Below are 22,345 nucleotides of genomic sequence, written 5' to 3' on the forward strand. Positions count from 1 at the left end.
GGATGACGAACGGCCGCTGTCGTTGCCAGAGGAAGCTGCGATCATGCGGCTCCCCCTCTTCGAGACCTGCCGATGTCGTCGTCCCTGCGCTCTGCTGCCGTTCGCCCGCTGCTGGTGACCGCCCTGCTCGCCGCCCTCGCCGGCTGTTCGTCAACGGCCGCGCCGCGCACCACGGCGGTGGAAGCCTCGGTCACCACCAAGGCGGTCGGCTACCTGCAGAGCACGGCCGTGCCGGACAGCCTGGCACTGGTACCGGCACCGCCGGCCGCCGGTTCGGCCGGCTTCGCACTGGACGAACAGGTCAGCCGTGAAGCCCGTGGCCTGCGCGGCAGCCCGCGCTTCGAACAGGCCCATCGCGACGCCGAACTCGCCTTCCCGGCCGGTGCCAACCAGTTCTCGTGTGCGATCGATGTCGAGGTGGATGCGGTGAAGACGCCGGCCCTGTACCGCCTGCTCGAACGCAGCCGGATCGATGCCAGCGCGGCCACCCGCACGGCGAAGAAGCACTACCAGCGCGCGCGGCCGTTCATGGTCAACAACGAACCGACCTGTTCGCCGGAAGACGAGCAGGACCTGCGCGGCAACGGCTCCTATCCGTCCGGCCACACCTCGATCGGCTGGGCCTGGGCCCTGATCCTCTCGGAGATCGCCCCGGACCGCGCCGATGCGATCCACGCACGCGGCCGCAACTACGGCGAGAGTCGCCTGGTCTGCAACGTGCATTGGCAGAGCGACATCCTGGAGGGCCGTTTCATGGGCGCTGCTGCTGTGGCACGCCTGCATGACAATGCCGCCTTCAACAGCGACCTGCTGGCTGCACGCAAGGAAATCGTGGCGGCACGCAAGGCGGGGCTCCATTCGGCACGGGATTGCGCGACTGAAGAAGCGGTGTTGAAGGTGCGGCCGGCGAGCGCGTTGTAAGACACCGCGTGTCGGTGGAGTTGCGTTGCTGGTAGTGCCGGCCGCTGGCCGGCTCCTCACGGCGCCGATCGACAGACAGCAGAGCTGTAACGGGATTGGGGCAGCCGACCAACGGTCGGCTCTACCTCGCAGGACGAAAAACGGCGCGGATTTCTCCGCGCCGTTTTCGTTTCAGGGGCGTGCCCACCCACGGTGGGCACCTACCGCATGTCGTGGATCAGAACTTCGCGGTGAACTCCAGACCGAACGTACGCGGCTCGTTGAGGAAGCCGGTCAGGTTGTTGAAGTCGATTGCGCCCACCACGCGGACCTGGTCGGTCAGGTTGCGGCCGTACACGGCCACGTCGTACTGGCCGTAATCCCAGTTGTAGCCCAGGCGCAGGCCACCTTCCAGCGAGGAGCGGCTGCGGAACTCCGGCGACTCGTACAGGAAGAAGTTCACTTCGCTGCGGTAGGCCCAGTCGGTGTAGACGTAGAACTCGCTGGCATCGTTGACCGGGAAGCCGGCGCGCAACGTCAGGTTGTGGATCCACTTCGGCGCCTGCGGCAGCGGGTTGCCGTTGACCAGCGCATAGGTGCCGCCATCGATGACCGTGGTCGGGTCGGTGATGGTGCAGCCGCCGCCACAGATCGCCACCGCCAGATCCTTGTCCTTGATCTCGGTGTCGTTGTAACTGCTGCCCAGGGTCAGCAGGACGTGGTCGGTCAGGTAGGCTTCGAAGTCGAGCTCGGCGCCCTGGCCGAGGGTCTTGTCGGCATTGAGCAGGGTCGCGGTGTTGTTGGTGCCACCCACGGCGATCAGCTGCTGGCCATCAACGTTGTAGCGGAACACGTTGAAGCCCAGGCGCGCGCGACGATCGAAGAGGTCGGCCTTGATGCCGGCCTCGTACGAGATCACCTTCTCCGAATCGGCCTGCGAGACGCCACCGAAAGCCAGGCGGCCCTGGATCGACGGCGCGCGGAAGCCCTTGGCCACGCGGGCATACGCGTTGAGGTTGTCGGTGATCTGGTAGACGCCGCTCAGGTCCCAGCTGACGTCGTTGACGTCGGTCCTGGCGATGTACGGGCCACTGACCGGGGTGCCGAACGGCACGGCCTGCAGCACGCTGGCGCTGAAGTCCTTCTTGTCCTGCGTGTAACGCACGCCACCGCGCAGCTTGAAGCGCTCGGTCACGTCAAAATCGCCGGAGGCGAACGCGGCCCACGCCTTGTTGCGCTGCTGCTGCACGGCGTGACCAGTCTGCGGATTGCCCGGGGTCAGCGAGTCGTAGTTGAAGCTGTCGATGGTGACATCTTCATCGAAGTAGAACACGCCGGCCTGCCAGTCGAAGCGGCCCCACTCATTGGATTCCACGCGGAATTCCTGGGTCCACTGGCGGTGGTGCGGCAGGCCATCGGCCGATTCGGAGGCGAACGGGATGTTGCCCGGGCCGTAGTTGCCGGCGCCCAGGAAGCTGGCACCGTAGCCGCCGTCGATGTCGCCGTGGTTCAGCGATTCGGCGGTCTCGTAACCGGTGATCGAGTGCAGCGTCACGCGGCCCAGATCCCACTTCAGGCGCGCGCTGCCGCCCCAGGTTTCCAGGTCGGAGAAGTTCTGGCCATCGGTGGAGACTTCATCGCGGTCGAAGTTCTCGACCAGCTGGTTGGTGCCCGGCTTGAGGATGTTGGCGCGGAACAGGCGCGCGGTGCCGTTGAGCTTGCGCTTGTGCAGGTTGAACAGCGCTTCGACATCGTCGCCTTCGTACAGGAACTGCACGCGGGCGGCGGCTTCGTCATAGCCCTCGAAGCCCTGCGCCGGGGCGCCCTGGCGGGTGTTGGTGACCCAGTCGTCGCGGCGCTGGTACAGCGCGGACACGCGCGCCGACCAGCGGTCGGTCAACGGGCCGCCGTAGGCGCCCTGCGTGTTCCAGGTGTTGTAGCTGCCGTAGGCGACCTTGATGTAGCCGTCGGCATCCTGCGAGGGACGCGCCGAATCGAATTTCACCACGCCGGCCGGGGTGTTGCGGCCGAACAGCGTGCCCTGCGGGCCGCGCAGCACTTCCACACCGGCCAGGTCGAACAGCGGGAAGCCCTTCAGCAGCGGGCTTTCCTGCACCACGTCGTCATACACCAGCGAGACCGGCTGCGAGGCATTGAGGTCGAAATCGGTGTTGCCCAGGCCGCGGATGTAGAACCGCGGGAAGGCACGACCGTAGGACGATTCAATGTTCAGGCTGGGCACACGCGCCGACAGGAAGCGGATGTCATCGCCGGCCGAACCGAGCACGTCGAGCTTTTCACCCTGGATGGCCGAGATCGAGACCGGCACGTCCTTGGCGTTTTCGACGCGGCGTTGCGCCGTGACCTGCAGCGTATCGAGGGCGACCGGATCCTTGGCGGCGGGGGCGTCCTGGGCTGCGGCCGTCAATGGCAGCAGGGCGGCAAGGGCGACAACGAGCGGGTGCACGGACGGGAAACGGCCGTGGGCAGTGCGGTTCGGGAACATGGCGTTTAGGCTGTGTTGGGAGGGGTGGTGGACCGGCGCTACCAGACAATTGTTGCAGTACAGCAACAGAGCCGCAAACAACCGCTATTCATTACGCCCTCCCGGGCAGGCGCGTTGTGACGGCCGTCGCGGCCTGACCTCCCCGGTCATGGCCTGAATGCCCTGCCCGGCTGTTCTGCCGGGCGCGCCATCGCTTCGGTATGCTGGCGCCCCTTGATGCCCATTCAGTTGCCACGCCGATGACTTCACTGCGCCGTACCCGCCTGACGCTGTCCGTTGCCCTGCTCGGCCTGCTGGCCGGTTGCGGCGGTGACCCCGTGCGCCCGACCCCGCCGCCGGCGGCTGTGCCGGTGACCCCGGCCAAGCCGGTCAAGATCGGCATCGCGCTGGGCGGCGGCGCGGCCAAGGGCTTTGCGCATATCGGCGTGATCAAGATGCTGGAGGCCAACGGCTTCGAACCGGTGGTGGTGTCCGGCACCAGCGCCGGCAGCGTGGTCGGCGCGCTGTATGCCAGCGGCATGGACGCGTTCCAGATGCAGTCCAAGGCGGTGGCCCTGGATGAAGCCAGCATCCGCGACGTGCGCCTGTTCTCCGGCGGCCTGGTCCAAGGCCAGAAGCTGCAGGACTACGTCAACGCACAGGTCGACAACCGTCCCGCCGAAAAGCTGAGCAAGCCCTTCGCCGCGGTCGCCACCCAGTTGGAAACCGGCGAGCGCACCGTGTTCGTGCGGGGCAACGTCGGCCAGGCCGTGCGCGCCTCCAGCAGCATCCCCGGTGTGTTCGAGCCGGTGAAGATCGGCAAGTACAACTACATCGACGGCGGCGTGGTCAGCCCGGTGCCGGTGGATGCGGCGCGCCAGCTCGGCGCGGACATCGTGATCGCCGTGGACATCTCCAGCAAGGCCAGCGGCAAGGCGCCGACCGGCATGCTCGGCATCGTCAACCAGTCGATCTCGATCATGGGCCAGCGCCTGGGCGAGCAGGAACTGGCGCGCGCGGACGTGATCATCCGGCCGAAGGTGCTGGACATCGGCGCCGCCGATTTCGGCCAGCGCAACAACGCGATCCTGGAAGGCGAGAAGGCCGCGATGGCGGCGATGCCGCAGATCCGCGCCAAGGTCCAGCAACTGCAGAAGGCGCGTGCGGCCGCGCTGGCCCCGCCCCCGCCGCCCAAGTGCGATGAGCCCTCGCGCGTGGGCAAGCTGATGGGGCGCAAGGAAAAGTGCGAGGGCTGAAGCCCTGCCACCGGTAGAGCCGACCGTTGGTCGGCTGCTCCTGGCTCTGGTCTCCACGAACCCGACCAATGGTCGGCTCTACCGTGCGGTCGCGAGGGCGATCCGCGTCATTCCAACTGCGACAACGGCAGCGCGCGGAAATCCTTCACCGTGCGCAGCACGAAGCTGGAATTGACGTCGGCCACGCCGGCGGCATTGAGCAGCTTGTCGAGCAGGAAGCTGGAAAAGTGCTCCAGGTCGCGCACGTAGATGTGCAGCAGGTAATCCATGTCGCCGGTGAGCGCATGGCAGGCCACCACCTCATCCCAGTTCAGCACGCTGTCGGCGAACACGCCGATGGCGTGCTGGTCGTGCTTCTCCAGCTGCACCCGGACGAAGGCCTGCAGGCCCAGGCCAATCTGGCGCGGCTCCAGGCGGGCGCCATAGCCGGCGATCACGCCCTCGCTTTCCAGCCGCTGGACGCGCCGCAGGCAGGCCGACGGAGACAGATTCACCCGTGCGGCCAACTCGGCGTTGGTCGCGCGGCCGTGTTGCTGGATTTCGGCCAGCAAGCGCAGATCCGTGCGGTCGAACTGGGTATCTCCGGCCATTGCTGCCCCGCAACATGAGGTGGACGCAATGATCTTGCGCCAGAAGCCCATATCCGCGCAACTTTGCAAACCTCTTGCGCGTGCCCTGCCCTAGCATCGACAGATGACTTCCCAGGAGACCACCACGATGGAAACCGCCACCGCCCCCCGCCGCGTCGAACACCAGCAGACCGACAAGGGATACGTGCCGGTCTATACCACCGCCATCGTGGAACAGCCCTGGGACAGCTACACCGCCGACGACCACGCCACCTGGAGCACGCTGTACCAGCGCCAGCGTGCGCTGCTGGAAGGCCGCGCCAGCAAGGAGTTCCTGCACGCGCAGGACGAGATGGGCATGAGCGCGCACATGATCCCGCGCTTCGACCAGCTCAATGAGGTGCTCGGCGCCGCCACCGGCTGGACCCTGGTGGGTGTGGAGGGGCTGCTGCCGGAACTGGATTTCTTCGACCATCTGGCCAACCGCCGTTTCCCGGTCACCTGGTGGATCCGCCGTCCGGACCAGATCGACTACATCGCCGAGCCGGACATGTTCCATGACCTGTTCGGGCATGTGCCGCTGCTGATGAACCCGGTGTTCGCCGACTACATGGCCGCCTACGGCCGCGGCGGCGTCAAGGCGCATGCGATCGGCCCGGAAGCGCTGCAGCACCTGACACGCCTGTACTGGTACACGGTGGAGTTCGGCCTGATCAACACCGAGGAAGGCCTGCGCATCTATGGCGCCGGCATCGTCTCCTCGAAGGGCGAATCGCTGTACTCGCTGGAGTCGGCGGCGCCGAACCGGATCGGCTTCGATCTGGAGCGGATCATGCGCACCCGCTACCGCATCGACACCTTCCAGAAAACCTACTTCGTCATCGACAGCTTCGAGCAGTTGATGGCCGCGACCGCGGCGGACTTCACCCCGATCTATGCCGCGCTGGAAGCCAAGGACCATCTGCCCGCCGGTGAGGTGCAGGCCAGCGACACGGTGTTCCAGAAGGGCACCGGCGAAGGCTGGGAAGACGGCGGCGACGTGTGATCGGTAGAGCCGACCGTTGTGTGATCGGTAGAGCCGACCGTTGTGCGATCGGTAGAGCCGACCGTTGGTCGGCTGCCGTTCGAGCCACGATGCGGCGGATGCCGTGGAGCTGGAGCAGACGACCAACGGTCGGCTCTACCGGGGATACGCCAGCAGCACCACCAGATCCATCTCCCCCACCTGCTGCAGCGCATGCGAACTGCCCGTTCGCGTCAGCAGCGCATCCCCCTCCGCCACGTCGTACTGCTTCCCATCCAGCACGTAGCTGCCCTGCCCGCTGACGATGTAGTAGATCTCGTCTTTGTGCTGGGGGTGCAGGCCGATGCCGGCCCCCTTGTGCAGCACGCGCTTGCGAAGTACGAACGGCAGGTCGGTGTCTTCGGCGAAAAACGGATACGCCGTGGTCGGCCCAGCTCCACCATGCGGGCCGGGCTGGGTCACCGCGATGTCACGCTCGTGGACCACGCGCGAGGGTTTGGCGGCCTCACCGCCCTGCCCCGCACTGCGCACCTCGCAGTCGATATCGCGCTTCAGCGCCGACGTGAGGTCAGGCTGCAACGCCAGCCAGTCGCGCATCACCAGGCACGCCACCGCCGTCGCACCGGCCACGCTGAAGTGCGTGCCATCGGCCTTGTTCTGCTCGGGCACGAACATGAAATACGGCTTGGCGCCATGTTCGCCCAGCCCGCGGATCCAGCGCGTGGAACTGTCGTTGAGATCGATCAGCGCGACCTGCTCGCGGGTCGCCAGCGCTTTCACCGCCTGGGTGTACACACCGTGCGTGTCCAGCAGCGAACCGAAGTCGTACAGCAGCCGCGCCACCGGGGTGATCAGCACCGGCGTGGCGCCCTTGTCGCGGGCCAGCTGCACGTAGCGCATCAGGAACTGCGGGTACGCCGTAGCGGGATCGGTATAGCGGGTGGGATCTTCGAACTTGGCATCGTTGTGGCCGAACTGGATCAGCAGCACGTCCCCGCGCTGGAGCTCGGCGGCGATCGCATCCAGGCGCTTCTCATCGATGAAGCTGCGCGTGCTGCGGCCGCCCTTGGCGTGGTTGCGGACCTCCCACACAGCGGGATCGAGATAGCTCTGCAGGGCCTGGCCCCAGCCGGCCTGTGGCGCGCGCTCCGGGCCGTACGCGGCGGCGGTGGAATCCCCGGCAATGAAGATGCGGTGTGGGGCACACAGCGCGCTGGGGGCCGCGAGGAGGAACGACAGGGACAACAGCAAACGCAGCATGGTCATGCTCCTGGGTGGAGAGCTGCCGGCCAGCGGCCGGCACTACCGGCGTGCATCTGGTGGAAAGCCCCCTGAGTCAGGGGGCGACCGCGAAGCGGTGGCGGTCTGGATGCAACGATTGCTCGGGGCCCACGATCTGCAGCGCAGATCGTGGGAGCGCCAGCGCATAGCGATGGTGTTACCGGGCGAGCCAGCCGCCATCAACCGGCAGCACCGCCCCGTTGACGTAGTCCGAGGCGCTGGAGGCCAGGAACACGGCGGTGCCGCCGAGGTCTTCCGGGGTGCCCCAGCGCGCGGCCGGGATGCGATCGAGGATGGATTTGTTGCGGTCCTCGTCGGCGCGCAGCGCGGCGGTGTTGTCGGTCGCCATGTAGCCCGGGGCGATCGCGTTGACGTTGATGCCCTTGCTGGCCCATTCGTTGGCGAGCAGACGGGTGATGCCGGCGATGCCGCTCTTGCTGGCCGTGTACGACGGCACCCGGATACCGCCCTGGAAGGACAGCATCGAGGCGATGTTGATGATCTTGCCGCGGCCCTGGGCGATGAAATGCTTGCCGGCGGCCTGCGAGATGAAGAACGCGGACTTGATGTTGACGTTCATCACGTCGTCCCAGTCCTGCTCGCTGAACTCCACGGCATCGGCGCGGCGGATCAGGCCGGCGTTGTTGACCAGGATATCCAGGCCGCCCAGGCCTTCGATGGTTTCGCGGATGACGCGCTCGACCGGCTCGATGCTGATCAGGTTCGCTTCGATCGCCAGGCAGCGGCGGCCCAGCGCGGTGATCTTGGCGATGGTCTCGGTGGGCGGCGCGATGCCGGCCACGGCGACGTCGGCACCGGCCTGCGCCAATGCGACCGCGATGCCCTGGCCCAGGCCGGTGTTGCCACCGGTGACGAGGGCGACCTTGCCTTCCAGACTGAACGGATTAGCCATTGCGTATGTAGTCCTTGTCCAATGCGTAACAGACGCCGCCGGCGCGATGCCGGCGGCGCGTCGGGGTCACTTGAGCTGGCAGATGTCCAGCACGTGCATGTCGGTGTAATCCAGGTTCTCGCCGCCCATCGCCCAGATGAAGGCGTAATTGCTGGTGCCGGCGCCCATGTGGATGGACCACGGCGGCGACACGACGGCTTCGTTGTTCTGGATGACGATGTGACGCTGCGCGTCCGGCTCGCCCATGAAGTGGTACACGCGGTCGTTCTGACCCAGATCGAAGTAGAAATACACTTCGCTGCGGCGGTCATGCAGGTGCGGCGGCATGGTGTTCCAGACGCTGCCAGGCTTGAGCACGGTCAGGCCCAGCAGCAGCTGCGAGGACTGGCAGGTGGCCGGCACGATGTACTGGTAGATGGTGCGCTCGTTGCTGGTTTCCAGCGCGCCACGGTCCAGGGCCACGGCGTCCTTGATCGACAGCGCCTTGGTCTCGAAGCGCGCGTGCGCCGGGGTCGAGGCCAGGTAGAACTGCGCCGGGTTGGCGGCGTCATCGGAGGCGAACACCACGTCTTCGCTGCCCATGGCCACGTACAGGCCATCCTTCGGGCCCAGCGTGAACACGGTGCCGTCCACGGTGATGGTACCGCTGCCGGCGCCGACGTTGATCACGCCCAGCTCGCGGCGTTCCAGGAAGGCATGGCCGGCGGCCGAGGCCGGTTCGGTCTGCTTGGGCAGCGAGACCGGGCCGTTGACCGGGGCCGCACCGCCGAGCACGAAGCGCTCGTAGTGGGTGTACTTCAGGGTCACCGCATCGGCGTTGAACAGACCGTCGAGCAGGTACAGGTCGCGCAGGTCGTCATTGCTGGCGCCCTTGATGGCGTCGGGATGGGTGGCGTAATGGGTCTTGCAGTACATGGCGTCTCCAGAGCAGGGGTGGGGCGATGCGTCGGCCCCGGCACGATTTCAGGTGATTGTAGCCAGTTGGTAAACCGGTGTCATTTTGCAGCGCACGATAGGTCGGGTGGCCCGCAGACGGGGTCGGGACGGGAGGCGACAGGACAGGGGGAGGCGCCGAGGATTGACGCCCGGGGCGTCAATCCTCGGGGGGCTGACAGGAGTCGCGCACGATCAGGTGCGGGCGCACGCTGGCGTGCTGCATCACCGCCTGGCCGTCGGGCTGGATCAGCATCGCGGCCGCTGTGCGGCCGGTGTCGCGGGTGTGGCGCCGCACCGAGGTCAGCGACGGCCACAGGCGCGAGGCCAGCGGGCTGTCGTCGTAGCCGATGATCGAGAGCTGGCGTGGGATGTTGATGCCCGCGCGCAGCGCGACCTTGTAGATACCGGCGGCCATTTCATCGTTACCGGTGAAGATGGCGGTCGGGCGCTGCTTGCCCAGCAGCAGCTTTTCGGCGGCGGCCACGCCCGATTCGAAGGTATAGCCGGCCTCGACGATGCGCGCCGGGGGCAGCTCGATGCCGCGCTTGGCGAGGGCATCGATGAAGCCGGCGGTGCGTTCGTGCGCCGAGCGGTAGGCACTCGGGCCGGTGACCAGGGCGATATCGCGGTGGCCCAGCGAGAGCAGGTAATCGGCCGCTTCGGCGGCACCGTCGCGGTCGTGGGTGACCACCATCTGCGAGGTTTCGTCCAGCGGCAGCGAGGCGATCCGGGTGAAGCGGCAGCCGATCTCATCGAGCATGTCCACCAGCGCCTGGTCTTCGGAGGCACGTGGCACCAGGATCACGCCGTGCAGCTTCTGCTGCTGGACGAAGCGGCGCACGCCGTCGATGTAGCCGGGGCTGCGCGAATCGCAGGGATGCACGACCAGTTCGAAACTGGAGCCGCGCAGCGCATCCAGCGCGCCGTACTGCATGTCCACGATGTACTGGGCGGTCGGGTTGTCGTAGACCATACCGATCAGGAACGAGCGGCGGAATGCCAGCCCGCGGGCCAGCGGGTCCGGCGTGTAACCGACCTCGCGCATCAGTGCTTCCACCTTCTCGCGCGTGTCCTTACGCACCAGCGGCGAGTTGTTGATGATGCGCGAGACGGTCTTCTTCGATACCCCGGACAGACGCGCGATGTCGTTGATCGTGGCGGCCTTGCCTTTGGTCAATCCGTGCGGCGACGGATCGGTTTTGCTGCGCAATGACATGTCGTTCAAACCGGGGATGAGTCAAGGGATTCTAGCGGGGAGCTCAATCGAGGGCGCGGTAGCGGAAATTCCGGAACTCGACCTTGCCGTCGCCGGCAGCATAGATCGCCGGCTTCAGGGCCAGGAACTTGCCCGCCACATTGTGATGGTAGCCGGAGACTTCCATCTGAACCGGGTACTTCTGCCAGGTTTTGCCGTCGGTGCTGGAGTGGATGGTGACGATGTGGCGGTTGTTGGTCACCCGCAGCCACAGCGTGCCGCCGGTGGCGCTGGGGGCCAGCCGGGTGGGGCGCTCCTCGCCGTAGCGGTGCATGATGAACTTCTCGCCGTTGCTGCCCACGCCCACATACAGGCGGTCGCTGTAGTAGAGCAGGGCCCCGCCCACCGCGCCCGGGGCGATCTCCATCTCGACCTCGAACTGGTAGGCCTTGTCGCCGGCGATGGCGGTCAGCGGCGAGCTGTCGCGCGGGGTGCTGCCCTTGCCCTGCAGCACCATGCCCTTGCCGGTGAAGGCCAGGCGCTTGTACTCGTCCTGGGCCGGGTTGAAGAACGACCACTGCGCACCGAGCGTGCTGCCGCGGAAATCGTCGGACAACGCCATGCCGTGCTGGCCGACCGAGGTGCCCGACGGCTTGGCGAGCGGCTGGCCGAGGTCGCCGCCCTTGGCCACGAACCAGCCATCGGCGGTCCATTCGATCGGCTCCAGCAGGGCCTGGCGGCCCAGCGTCCAGTACCCGTTCTCGTAGCCGTGATACATCATCCACCAGCGCCCGTCGGTGCCTTCGATCACCGTGGCATGGCCGCGCGACCACCACGGCTCGGCGGCCGACCGGGTACGCATGATCGGGTTGTTCGGCGCATTCACCCACGGGCCGTGGATCGAGCGCGAGCGCGCGGTGATCACCATGTGCCCGGTCGGCGGGCCGGCGGTGCCACCCACGGCGGTGGTCATGTAGTACCAGCCATCGCGGAAGTTGATCTTCGGGCCTTCCTGCGCATAGGCCTCCACGTCCCAGCTTTCCGGGTACTTCCAGCCGTCGTAGACGTGCTTGGGCGTGCCGACCACGCTCAGGCCGTCATCGGCCAGCTGCACGTAGTCGCCACCGCTGAGGAACAGGTAGCGCTTGCCGTCTTCGCCCACCGCATGGCCGGGATCGATGTAGCTGCCCAGGCCGATATCGATGGGCTCGCTCCACGGGCCCTTGATGCTGTCGGCCCAGACCACGAAGTTGCTGCGGGTCTCGCCGGTGCGGGCCGGGAAATAGATGTAATAGCGGCTGCCGTGCTTGACGATGTCCGGCGCCCAGATCGCACCGACGTTCTTGGTGATCGCGTGGCCCAGCGGCTGCCAGTTGACCAGATCGCGCGAGTGCCAGATCGGCAGGCCGGGGTAGGCATCGAACGAGGACAAGGTGAGGTAGTAGTCCTCCCCATCCTTGAGCACGGAAGGATCCGGGCGATCACCGGCGAACACCGGGTTGAGGAAGGTGCCGTTGCCCAGATCGGCCTGGCGCTGGTTCTCGATCCCGCGCGTCCAGTGGGTGGCCGGCTCGGCGGCGTGGCCGGCGCCGGCCAGCAGCAGGCAGGCAGTGGCGAAGCTCGCCAGGGTCTTCCTCAGGTGCATCGTCTTTCTCCCTTGAACGTATCGTGGGCCGGCCGCGCTCAGCGCGCCCCGGGCCCGGCAAGACGCTGTTGCCAGCGTGGGTACTCGGTGGTGATCAGGGCCTGCGGCCAGGTGCCGTACCAGTGATAGCCGGTGCGGCGCTCGCGCGGGATGTCGTTGAACGTGGCGACGCGTTCGCCCTCGCGGTTGGCCAGCAGCACGCCACTGTCGTGCAGGTCGTGGAAGCGGCCCCACAGCAGCGGCGCGCCCGGATCGGCGACCAGGCGGCGGTCGACCGTGGTGCGATGGAACTGGAACTGCGCGGGGGTGGTTTCGAAGGTCTCCAGCCGCCACCCGGTCAACGCATGCGCCTGGAACCACGCCATCGCGGCGTGGACCGAGGCGACCACCTCCGGCGCGGGATCGGGGATCGACATCAGGTAGCGGACCACGCCGACACTCTCGTCGGTGACCAGCGCCGGCAGCTCGAACTTCCGGCCCTGCGCGGGCAGCAAGGTGGTGCGGTCGTACTGCCCGGCCCAGATCGTCGGCACGCCGTCCTGGCGCACCTGCAGGCGCAGCAGGCAGGCATCGCCGGCGGTCACGGCCGCGTCCACGCGGGCACGCTGACCGGCCGTGATGAAGCCGAACGCCGGCTCGCGCTGGATGCGCCGCAGCGTGGTCAACACACCGCTGGTGACATCGTCGGCGAAGGTGATGTGGCCGTGGTACGACGTGCGCGAGGGCACCGAATGCGGCCAGCCACCACAGCCGGGGATCTGCTCGGCGAGAATGAAATCCAGCCCGCGTACGGCCGCGTCGCGGTAGCGGGCATCGCCGCTGCGCGCGAAGGCGTCGGCCAGGTAGCTGACCTGGGTGTAGATGTTGCGGTTGTCGAGGCTGCCGCCGGGGGTGGCCTGGTCGGCCAGCACCTGTGCCCTGGCGGCATCATCGAGGATCCGCTGCGGATCCTGGTTGACCGCCCAGCCCCCACCACGCCGCTGCAGCACGACCAGGTTGTCGGCGATCTGTCGGTACTGATCAGGGGCATAGCGCGGGTAGTCCGTGCCATGCCCGCTCTGCCAATGGTGGATGCCGTCCTGGAAGCCGCGCAGCGGGATGTCCTGGCGCTGCGCCATGACGGCGCAGGGCAGGGCGATCCACAGCAGGGCTGCCAGCCGCCGCACGCTTACGCGCGCAGCAGGGCGGGCAGCCACAGCGACATTTCCGGGAAGAAGGTCACGATCAACAGCACGCCCAGCGCGGCGAACCAGAACGGCCAGATCGAGCGCATGCTCTCGCCGACGCTGATCTTGCCGATCGCGGTCCCGATGAACAGCACCGAGCCCACCGGCGGCGTCACCAGGCCCAGGCCACCGGTCAGCACCAGCACCAGGCCGAAGTGGATCGGATCGATGCCGTAGGCCTTGGCCACCGGCAGGAAGATCGGCGTGCAGATCAGGATCATCGGCGCCAGGTCCATGAAGGTGCCCAGCAGCAACAGCATGATCACGATCATCAGCAGCACCATGAACTGGCTGTGCGCGAACGACTGCAGGAAGTTGACCGCGGCCGAGGGCACTTCGAGATAGGCCAGCAGCCAGCCGAACACGGCGGCCGTGGCGATCACGAACAGGATCACACCGGTGCTGCGCGCGGCATGGGTGACCGTGCCGAGGAACTCGCGCCAGTCGAGCTGGCGGTACAGCACGGTGGTCACCAGCAGCGCGTAGACCACGGCGATCGCCGCGCTCTCCACCGCGGTGAAGATGCCGGCCCGGATACCGATGAAGATCAGCGCGACCAGGCCCAGGCCAGGCAGCGCCGAGACCAGGCGCAGCAGCACCGCACGCCAGCCCGGGAAGATCTCCACGCCGTAACCGCGGCGGCGTGCCACCAGATAACCGGTGATCATCAGCACGACGGTCATCAGCAGCGCCGGCACGATACCGGCCGCGAACAGATCGGCGATCGACAGGCCACCACCGGCCGCGGCCGAGAACAGGATCAGGTTGTGCGACGGCGGCACCAGCAGCGCGACCAGCGCGGCGGTGATGCTGACGTTGACCGCGAAGTCACGGTCGTAACCGCGCTTGACCATCTGCGGAATCATCGTGCCGCCGACCGCCGAGACATCGGCGATGGCCGAGCCGGACACACCGCCGAAGAACAGCGAGGACAGGATCGAGACCTGGCCCAGGCCACCGCGCATGCGACCGACCAGCGACGAGGCCAGCGAGATCAGACGCTCGGAGATGCCGCCGCGCATCATGATTTCACCGGCGAAGATGAACAATGGAATGGCGATCAGCGAGGCCGACCCGGTACCGGCGGAGATCTGCTGGACCAGCACCAGCGTCGGCAGATCCAGGTACCACAGCGTGGCCAGGGCGGCGGCGGCCAGCGCGAACGCGACCGGCACACCGAGCAGCAACAGCACCGCGAACACGGTGAAAAGAATGGTAATACCCATGACTCAGCGATCTCCCTCGGCAACGGCATCGGCCGGCCGTACAGCCAGCGCCATCTGGTTCACGGCGAAGATCGCCATCAAGGCGCCACCGATCGACAGGGGCAGGTAGTTGATGCTCTGCGGCAGGTGGGCGCCGGCGGCCTTGATATCCAGGCCGTCCATCAGCAGCACCGCCGCCCACCAGGCGATGACCACGCCCAGCACGGCCACCACCAGCGCGGTGAACACATCCACCGCGCGGCGCAGGCCCGGGCCCATGTGCGCGGCCAGCAGGAAGAAACCGAAGTGGCGGCGGGTATGCACACCGGTGGCCGCACCCAGGCTCATCGCCGTGGCCAGCAGCAGCAGCGTGACCGGCTCGGTCCAGCTGGGCGAATCATTGATCACATAGCGGGCGAACACCTGCCAGCCCTGCACCACCACCAGGCCCAGCAGGGCGATGACGGCAATGTAGATCGCCACGTCGGCAATGATGTTGAGCAGGCGCTGCGGCCCGGTGGGGGTGATGACGGTTTCGGAAGTCGAGTCGGACATCGCGTCGGGGCCTCAGGCGAAGTCGCGGATGCGACGGGTGAGGGCGGCCAGCTCCGGCTGCTGCAGGTAACGCTGCAGCAGCGGGTCGGCGGCCTTGCGGAAGGCCGGCATGTCGACCTCGTTGAACTTGATGCCGAAGTCGGCCACGGCCTGGCGGGCGGTGTTTTCCGAGGCATCCCACTGCTCGCGCATCACCTGCACCGATTCACGCGCGGTCTCGATCACCAGGGTACGGTCGGCCGGACTCAGCGCATCGAAGCTCTGGCGCGACATCAGCAGCACGTCCGGTGCATAGGAGTGATCGCTCTGCGACCAGTAGTGCGCGGCCTCGAAATGACGGCTGGAATGGAAGCTGCGCATGTTGTTTTCCGCACCGTCGATCATGTGCGTTTCCATGCCCGAGAAGGTGTCGCCCAGCGACATCGGGGTCGGGTTGGCACCGAGCAGGCGCATCAGCTGGATGAAGATGTCCGAGGACGCCACGCGCAGCTTGAGACCGTGCAGATCCTTGGGCTCCACGATCGGGTGCTTGGTGTTGTAGAAGCAGCGCGCCCCGGAATCGTAGATGGCCAGGCCGACCAGATCGCGCGTTTCAAAGCCCTGCAGGACCGTATCGGCGACGCCGCCGTCGAGCGCGCGGCGCATATGCGCCACCGACTCGAACACATACGGCAGGCACAGGCCCTGGGTCAGCGGAAACGCGTTGTTGAGCGCGCCGGAGTAGACGCGGGTGATATCGATGGCGCCGAAGCGGGCCATGTCGATCGCCTCGGACTCACGGCCCAGCTGGCCGGAGTGATACTGGCGCAGCCGCAGCCGGCCGCCGGTTTTTTCTTCCAGCGTCTTCCCGATCCATTTCACCGCGGTGACGGTGGGGTAATCGGCGACGTGGACGTCGGTGGCGGTCAACAGCTGCGCACCGGCCGGTGCGGCGTTGGATGACCGCGAACAGGCTGTCAGCGCGGGCGCGGCAAGCGCGCCCAGACTGGTAGCCAGGAAACTTCTGCGAGTGAACATCTGCGCCCTCCCAAGCGTGCTCGCCATGTCCGCGCGGTCAACCGGCGGCGATGGCCTTGCAGGTAATGTCGCCGTAACCGACGAAACGGATCAATGCTTCCTGGCCCACGGCGATGTCGTGGATGCCGGTCGCGTTCCCACTGGCGATCAGATCGCCGGCCTTCAACGGGCGGCCACGCTGCGCCGAGCGGCCCAGGGCGAACGCATAGGCGGTGCGCAGGCCGCCGGGCAGCAGGGTCGCGCCACCGGTGCCGACCACCTGGCCTTCGATGCGGGTTTCCGCACGCAGGTCGGCGGCGTCCAGGCGGGTCCAGTCCGGGATTTCCGGGCCGAGCACCAGGCCGTTGTTGTTGCCGAAGTCCGACACCACCACGCGCGGGCCGAGCTTGTTGATCGTCGCCAGCGGGCTGCTGGCCACCTCAACGCCGATGAACAGCTTGGCGGCCAGCGCCTCGGCTTCTTCCGGGGTCCAGTGCAGCTTGTCCGCCGGGGCGTCTTCCTGCAGCTGGATCACGTACTCGGCCTCGACCGCGCCGAAGCCACCGACGAACACCGGAATCTCGACTGTTCCACCGGTAGCATTCCAGAGCTGACGCGAGAAAATCGGCCCCAGCAGACGGTCGTCGCCGGAGACATCGCGGCGCTCGGCAGCGATGTAGCCGACCTTCCAGCCGACCACCTGGTCGTCCCACAGCGCGATGGCCTGGTCCTGTACCTGATAGGCCGAGACCAGGTCTTCCGGGATGGTTCCCGGGAAATCGGGCAGGGATTGGCCGTGTTGGCGGGCGCTGACGAAGTGCCGGGCGATCTCGCCCAACCCCTGGTCGGGCAGGTCCTGTTTGCCGTGGTCGTTGCTCAAGCGGGTCTCCCGGAAAAATTGTTGCACTGCCAATCGACAGTGGCTGGATGAGCTGTATATGGTAAACCGGTGTCATTGGCAATGTGCAGCGCATCAGAACGGCTGCCGGTCAGGCACGATGCCTGTTCCCCTTGCCCGAAGGACGTACCCGGATGCGCCGCTTCCTCGCGTTGCCCATGCTCACTCTCCTGCTGCTGGTCGGCGGTCTGGCCCACGCGGTCGAGCGTGCCGTACCGGAGACCGAACCGGCCCTCGGCGACCCGGACCGCATCGCGCTCTGGCCGGACGGCCGGGTGCCGGGTGAATCCGGCCCGGCCGCCGTGCCCAACGTGATCGAGCGCAGCCGCGATCCGGCGCTGCCGGACCGTTACATCGACAACGTCAGTGCGCCTTACCTGGTGGTGTACCGACCGGCGCGCCCGAATGGCACCGCCCTGCTGGTGGTGCCGGGCGGCGGCTATCAGCGCATCGTGCTCGACAAGGAAGGCACCGCGCTGGTGCCGGCGTTCGTCGAGCAGGGTGGGGTGACCCTGTTCGTGCTGCGTTACCGGCTGCCGGCCGGTCGCAGTGATCGCCAGGCCGCACTGGCCGATGCCCAGCGTGCGATGCGGGTGATCCGCGCCGATGCTGCGCGATGGCAGATTGATCCGCAGCGCATCGGGGTGATGGGCTTCTCGGCCGGCGGGCACGTTGCCGCGCGGTTGAGCAACGGCTTCGATGCACCGGTGTATCCGCACCGCGACGCCATCGATGCGCTCAGCGCACGCCCGGATGTCGCGCTGCTGATCTACCCGGTGATCGACATGGGCACGCATGCGCATACCGGCTCGCGTTCGCGCCTGCTCGGGCCGCATCCGGACAGCACGCTGCAGCAGCAGTTCTCGATGCAGGACCAGGTCCGCGCCGATACCCCGCCGACCTTCCTGGTGCATGCGCAGGACGACAACGTGGTCTCGGTCCACAACAGCCTGGTGTATTACCAGGCGCTGCTGCGCGCCGGCGTCACCACCGAAATGCACCTGTTCCCGTTCGGTGGCCACGGCTTCGGCGTGCGCATCCCGGCCGGTCTGACCGTTGCGCAGTGGCCCGAGCTGGCCCTGCGCTGGATCCCTTCGCGCCACACGGAGCCCGCGCGCCATGAGTGAGTCCCCCGCCGACCTGCAGCGTCGACGCTTTCTGCGCGACAGCGCGCGCTACGCCCTGATGCTGGGCGCCACCAGCCTGCCGCTGATGCCGGCATTCGCCGGCGTGCCCGGGCCGCGCGATGACGCCGCGCCGCTGGCCCGGGTACGCAGTGGCCCGGTGCGCGGACAACGGGAGCAGGGGGTGAATGTGTTCCGCGGCATCCCCTATGGGGCCGACACCGCGCCCCGGCGATTCCAGCCGGCGCTGCCCGAGGTTGCCTGGCGTGGCGTGCGCGATGCGCTGGACTACGGCAACGCCGCCCCGCAGACCGGCAAGGAAGGGCCGGGCAGCGAAGACTGCCTCTACCTCAATGTGTGGACCCCGGCGCTGCGCGACGGCGGCAAGCGGCCGATCGTGTTCTACATCCATGGCGGCGCGTACAACAACGGCTCCGGCAGCGACCCGCTGTACGACGGCAGCGCGTTGTGCCGGCGCGGCGACGTGGTCGTGGTCACGGTCAACCATCGTCTCAACGTGTTCGGCTACCTGTACCTGGCGCAGCTGGGCGATTCGCGCTTCGCCGACTCGGGCAATGTCGGCCAGCTCGACCTGGTCCAGGCGCTGCACTGGGTGCGCCAGCATGCCGCCGAATTCGGGGGCGATGCCGGCAACATCACCGTGGTCGGGCAATCCGGCGGCGGCGCCAAGATCGCCACGCTGATGGCCATGCCGGCCGCGCGCGGTTTGTTCCAGCGCGCGTGGACCATGAGTGGGCAGCAGGTCACCGCGGCCGGCCCGCGGGCGGCCACCCAGCGCGCGCAGATCGCGATGCAGGCGGTAGGCGCGGCCGACGCCGAGGCGCTGCGCACGATGCCGATGGAGGCACTGCTGGCCGCCACCCGTGCGCGCGACCCGTCGCGCGTGGAGAACAGCAGTCTCTACGTCGGGCCGGTGCTCGACGGGCGTGCGTTGCCGGTGCATCCGTTCTGGCCGGAGGCGCCCGCGCAGTCCGCCGGGATTCCGATGGTGATCGGCAACACCCACGATGAGACCCGCGCCTTCCTCGGCAACGACCCGGCCAACTTCGCGCTGACCTGGGAGACGCTGCCGGCCAAGCTGGAAAAGGAGCAGTACGTGGACCTGCTGCCCTCGGTGGTGATCGCCGAGTACCGCCGCCTGTATCCGCACTACACGCCTTCGGAGGTGTTCTTCGCCGCCACCACCGCCGGTCGTTCATGGCGCGGTGCGGTGGAGGAACTGGAGGCGCGCGCGCGCCAGGGCGCCCCCACCTGGGCCTATCAACTCGATTGGGGCTCGCCGCTGGACGGCGGCAGGTTCGGCGCGTTCCACACGCTGGATATCCCGCTGGTATTCGATACCACCGATCGCCCCGGCTCACGCACCGGTAACGGCGAATCGGCGACCCGTGTCGCAGCGACCATGAGCGAGGCGTTGATCGCCTTTGCGCGCCATGGCGATCCGAATCATGGCGCACTGCCCCGCTGGCAGACCTATTCGCTGGCCCGCCGCGAAACGATGCTGTTCGATACCCCTTCGCAGCAGGCCGACGACCCGCGCGGTGGCGAGCGCCGCCTCTATCAGCAGGCCCCCTTCATTCAACGAGGTACGTTCTGATGCGCGCGTCGACCTGGCTGCTGGGCAGCGTGCTGCTCGGCCTGATGAGCGTTGCGCACGCCGCCGTGGATCCGGCGGTGCTGGATCGTCCGGCACCGACCCCGATCCGGGCCAGCAAGATCGTGCTGGTCGGCGATTCCACCACGGCCGTGCAGGGCGGCTGGGGCCCGGCGTTCTGCGCACGGCACGTGACCTCGTTCCTGACCTGCACCAACCTGGCCCGTGGCGGTCGCAGCACGTACAACTACCGCGCCGAAGGCTCGTGGGCGTTGGCCGACGCGGAGATGCGCACGCCCGGCTATGCCACCACCTGGGTGCTGGTCCAGTTCGGCCATAACGACCAGCCCGGCAAGCCGGGCCGCTCCACCGATCTGCAGCGCGAGTTCCCGGACAACCTGCGTCGCTATGTACGTGAGATCCGCGCCGCCGGTGCGCAGCCGGTGCTGCTGACCCCGTTGACCCGCCGCCAGTTCGCCGATGGCGTGCTGATCGATGACCTGGCGCCGTGGGCCGAGGCGGTGCGGACCGTGGCGCGCGAGATGAAGGTGCCGCTGGTCGATCTGCACGCGCGCAGCCGCGCGGTGGTGCAGGCGTTGGGGCCGGTGGCTTCGATGCCGCTGGCGCAGGCGGCCGCCACGCCCGCCCAGGTCAGCGCGGCGCTGGGCGGGACCACCGTGGGCGCCGCCCCCATGGCCGGCGCACCGGCCGCGCAGAACAACGCCCTCACCGAGCCCATGGGGCAGGCCAAGGTCGCCTTCGATTACACCCATCTGGGCCCGGACGGCGCAGCGTTGTTCGCCACGCTGGTCACCGAGGAACTGGCCCGGCAGGTCCCGTCGTTGCGACCGCTGCTGATTCCCTGATCGATAGGCAGACCCTTCGAATTCTTTCGAATGGATCGCTACGTCGGGGATTGAGGGTCGATTGGATGTGATTCAGGTCAAACACGCTGTTCACCGGGATCGCCTAGACTCGGGGTATGCAAGACCAATGCAACCCGTTTCCTCCGTTCCATGGCCGTGATCGATTGATCGCCGCCGTCGACCATGCCGTCCAGCACCAGCACGCGCACCAGATCGCCGCAACGCTGCGCGCGGCGTTGCGCGAAGCGATCGCCGACAGCCGCATCCAGCTGCCGGCCTGCGTGCACCGCCCGATCGAGGATCACTACGCCCGCCGCGAGCTGTATCGCAGCCCGGTGCACGGCTACAGCATCGTCGCGATGAGCTGGGGCCCGGGACAGGGCACGCCGCTGCACGACCACAGCGGGCTGTGGTGCGTGGAAGGGGTCTGGCTGGGCCAGCTGGAGATCACCCAGTACCAGCTGCTGGAGCGCGACGGCGAGCGCTTCCGCTTCCGTGCCGAACCGGCGGTGCTGGGGGACTGCGGCAGTGCCGGCAGCCTGATCCCGCCGCATGAGTACCACACCCTCCGCAACACCAGCGATGACGACCTGGCGATCTCCGTGCACGTCTATCAGGGCGAGATGACCCGCAGCGCCGTCTTCGAACCCGAGGCCGACGGCTGGTACCAGCGCCGCGTGCAGGTGATGGAAACCGACGCGGCCTAGGGCCGCGCTCGACCTGCGGCCTGCGCCGCGCGCATCATCCGGTTCCCACCTTTCGAAGCGCCGCCATGCGTACGTTTCCGTTCCAGCAGGTCAACGTCTTCAGCCAGGACCCGCTGCGCGGCAATCCGCTGGCCGTAGTGCTTGATGCAGAAGGCATCGACGACGCACGCATGGCCGCGTTCGCCCACTGGACCAACCTGAGCGAGACCACCTTCCTGCTGCCGCCGACCGATCCGCAGGCGGACTATCGCGTGCGCATCTTCACCACGCTGGAAGAGCTGCCGTTCGCCGGGCATCCCACCTTGGGCAGCTGCCATGCGTGGTTGGCCCATGGCGGCGTGCCGAAGGGCGCGGAGATCGTGCAGGAGTGCGGGATCGGGCGGGTGCGGATACGGCGCAGCGCGTCCGGCCTGGCGTTCCTGGCGCCGCCGCTGCTGCGGGGCGAGGCGTTGACGCCGGACCTGCGTGAGCGCGTCCGACGCGGCCTGGGCGTGGCGGCAGAGGACGTGGTGGACGCCCGCTGGGCCGACAACGGCACCGGCTGGCTGGCACTGCGCCTGCGTGATCGTGCGGCCGTACTTGCGATCCAGCCGGACTACGCGCAGCTGGAGGGCATGAAGGTCGGCGTGTTCGGGCCTTGGCTGCCCAGTGATGGCGACGAGGCCCAGTACGAAAGCCGTGCCTTCATTGCCGGCGACGGCGCCCCGGAAGACCCGGCCACCGGCAGCCTCAATGCCGGCATCGCGCGCTGGCTGCTGGCCACCGGCGAGGCGCCGGATCGCTATGTGATCAGCCAGGGCACGGCGATCGGGCGCGCCGGCCGGTTGCGGGTGGAGCGGCTGGGCGATGCGCTGTGGATCGGCGGCGACTGCGTGACCTGCATCGAGGGGCAGGTCACGCTGTGAGCCAGACAGGGGCAGGGCGCCGGCAGCGCCATGCACCGCATGGC

General features: G+C 67.7%; 20 protein-coding genes. 8 read left to right on the forward strand and 12 right to left on the reverse strand.

The window, feature by feature from the left end; genetic code table 11:
- The first annotated feature begins 72 nt into the window (after positions 1-72).
- Entirely contained in the window at positions 73-921 is an 849-nt protein-coding gene (locus tag ABE546_RS04110; RefSeq protein ID WP_346462769.1) for a phosphatase PAP2 family protein, read from the forward strand.
- A 217-nt stretch (positions 922-1,138) separates the two neighbouring features.
- Here ABE546_RS04110 and ABE546_RS04115 read toward each other — a convergent pair whose 3' ends face one another.
- A complete protein-coding gene (locus tag ABE546_RS04115; protein WP_313210599.1) occupies positions 1,139-3,406 on the reverse strand; it encodes a TonB-dependent receptor in 2,268 nt (755 codons plus the stop codon).
- Between the two features lie 239 nt (positions 3,407-3,645).
- Between ABE546_RS04115 and ABE546_RS04120 the strand changes: the two genes are divergently transcribed.
- Complete coding sequence (locus ABE546_RS04120) at positions 3,646-4,641, forward strand: patatin-like phospholipase family protein (RefSeq protein WP_313219817.1); 996 nt, start codon at positions 3,646-3,648, stop codon at positions 4,639-4,641.
- Between the two features lie 107 nt (positions 4,642-4,748).
- On the opposite strand, the gene ABE546_RS04125 is transcribed toward ABE546_RS04120, so the two are convergent.
- Entirely contained in the window at positions 4,749-5,231 is a 483-nt protein-coding gene (locus ABE546_RS04125) for an Lrp/AsnC family transcriptional regulator (protein WP_313210595.1), read from the reverse strand.
- Positions 5,232-5,358: 127 nt separating this feature from the next.
- Between ABE546_RS04125 and phhA the strand changes: the two genes are divergently transcribed.
- Complete coding sequence (gene phhA / locus ABE546_RS04130) at positions 5,359-6,255, forward strand: phenylalanine 4-monooxygenase (RefSeq protein ID WP_346462817.1); 897 nt, start codon at positions 5,359-5,361, stop codon at positions 6,253-6,255.
- A gap of 135 nt (positions 6,256-6,390) precedes the next feature.
- Here the strand turns inward: phhA and ABE546_RS04135 are convergent, their stop codons facing one another.
- The 10 genes from ABE546_RS04135 to ABE546_RS04180 form a co-directional block, all read right to left on the reverse strand.
- A complete protein-coding gene (locus ABE546_RS04135) occupies positions 6,391-7,494 on the reverse strand; it encodes a GDSL-type esterase/lipase family protein (RefSeq protein WP_346462770.1) in 1,104 nt (367 codons plus the stop codon).
- Between the two features lie 178 nt (positions 7,495-7,672).
- Complete coding sequence (gene kduD / locus ABE546_RS04140; RefSeq protein ID WP_019184096.1) at positions 7,673-8,428, reverse strand: 2-dehydro-3-deoxy-D-gluconate 5-dehydrogenase KduD; 756 nt, start codon at positions 8,426-8,428, stop codon at positions 7,673-7,675.
- 66 nt (positions 8,429-8,494) lie between these two features.
- On the reverse strand, positions 8,495-9,343 hold the full coding sequence (kduI, locus tag ABE546_RS04145) for a 5-dehydro-4-deoxy-D-glucuronate isomerase (RefSeq protein ID WP_313210589.1): 849 nt from the start codon (positions 9,341-9,343) through the stop codon (positions 8,495-8,497).
- Between the two features lie 178 nt (positions 9,344-9,521).
- Positions 9,522-10,580: a LacI family DNA-binding transcriptional regulator gene (locus ABE546_RS04150; RefSeq protein WP_123731196.1), complete on the reverse strand. Its 1,059-nt coding sequence runs from the start codon at positions 10,578-10,580 to the stop codon at positions 9,522-9,524.
- A gap of 43 nt (positions 10,581-10,623) precedes the next feature.
- Positions 10,624-12,204, reverse strand: coding sequence for a family 43 glycosylhydrolase (locus tag ABE546_RS04155; protein ID WP_313210585.1), 1,581 nt, complete (start codon positions 12,202-12,204; stop codon positions 10,624-10,626).
- A 38-nt stretch (positions 12,205-12,242) separates the two neighbouring features.
- Complete coding sequence (pelA, locus tag ABE546_RS04160) at positions 12,243-13,400, reverse strand: pectate lyase (protein WP_346462771.1); 1,158 nt, start codon at positions 13,398-13,400, stop codon at positions 12,243-12,245.
- On the reverse strand, positions 13,373-14,656 hold the full coding sequence (locus ABE546_RS04165; protein WP_123730975.1) for a TRAP transporter large permease: 1,284 nt from the start codon (positions 14,654-14,656) through the stop codon (positions 13,373-13,375). Before ABE546_RS04165 ends, pelA begins: the two co-directional genes overlap by 28 nt.
- 3 nt (positions 14,657-14,659) lie before the next feature.
- Positions 14,660-15,190: a TRAP transporter small permease gene (locus ABE546_RS04170; protein WP_346462772.1), complete on the reverse strand. Its 531-nt coding sequence runs from the start codon at positions 15,188-15,190 to the stop codon at positions 14,660-14,662.
- A 12-nt stretch (positions 15,191-15,202) separates the two neighbouring features.
- Positions 15,203-16,207, reverse strand: coding sequence for a TRAP transporter substrate-binding protein (locus ABE546_RS04175; RefSeq protein ID WP_026069922.1), 1,005 nt, complete (start codon positions 16,205-16,207; stop codon positions 15,203-15,205).
- Positions 16,208-16,244: 37 nt separating this feature from the next.
- Positions 16,245-17,066, reverse strand: a complete 822-nt coding sequence (locus tag ABE546_RS04180) for a 2-keto-4-pentenoate hydratase (RefSeq protein ID WP_346462773.1) — start codon at positions 17,064-17,066, stop codon at positions 16,245-16,247.
- Between the two features lie 152 nt (positions 17,067-17,218).
- Between ABE546_RS04180 and ABE546_RS04185 the strand changes: the two genes are divergently transcribed.
- From ABE546_RS04185 to ABE546_RS04205, 5 genes are all read left to right on the forward strand, one after another.
- Positions 17,219-18,211, forward strand: a complete 993-nt coding sequence (locus ABE546_RS04185) for an alpha/beta hydrolase (RefSeq protein ID WP_346462774.1) — start codon at positions 17,219-17,221, stop codon at positions 18,209-18,211.
- A complete protein-coding gene (locus tag ABE546_RS04190; RefSeq protein WP_346462775.1) occupies positions 18,204-19,826 on the forward strand; it encodes a carboxylesterase/lipase family protein in 1,623 nt (540 codons plus the stop codon). The genes ABE546_RS04185 and ABE546_RS04190 overlap by 8 nt, the downstream gene beginning before the upstream one ends.
- A gap of 44 nt (positions 19,827-19,870) precedes the next feature.
- Positions 19,871-20,689, forward strand: coding sequence for a rhamnogalacturonan acetylesterase (locus ABE546_RS04195; protein ID WP_346462818.1), 819 nt, complete (start codon positions 19,871-19,873; stop codon positions 20,687-20,689).
- A 116-nt stretch (positions 20,690-20,805) separates the two neighbouring features.
- A complete protein-coding gene (locus ABE546_RS04200; protein ID WP_346462776.1) occupies positions 20,806-21,396 on the forward strand; it encodes a cysteine dioxygenase family protein in 591 nt (196 codons plus the stop codon).
- Positions 21,397-21,461: 65 nt separating this feature from the next.
- Complete coding sequence (locus ABE546_RS04205) at positions 21,462-22,301, forward strand: PhzF family phenazine biosynthesis protein (RefSeq protein ID WP_346462777.1); 840 nt, start codon at positions 21,462-21,464, stop codon at positions 22,299-22,301.
- The last annotated feature ends 44 nt before the right edge of the window (positions 22,302-22,345 follow it).

The sequence above is a fragment of the Stenotrophomonas sp. TWI377 genome (assembly GCF_039674525.1).
Classification (GTDB): Bacteria; Pseudomonadota; Gammaproteobacteria; order Xanthomonadales; family Xanthomonadaceae; genus Stenotrophomonas.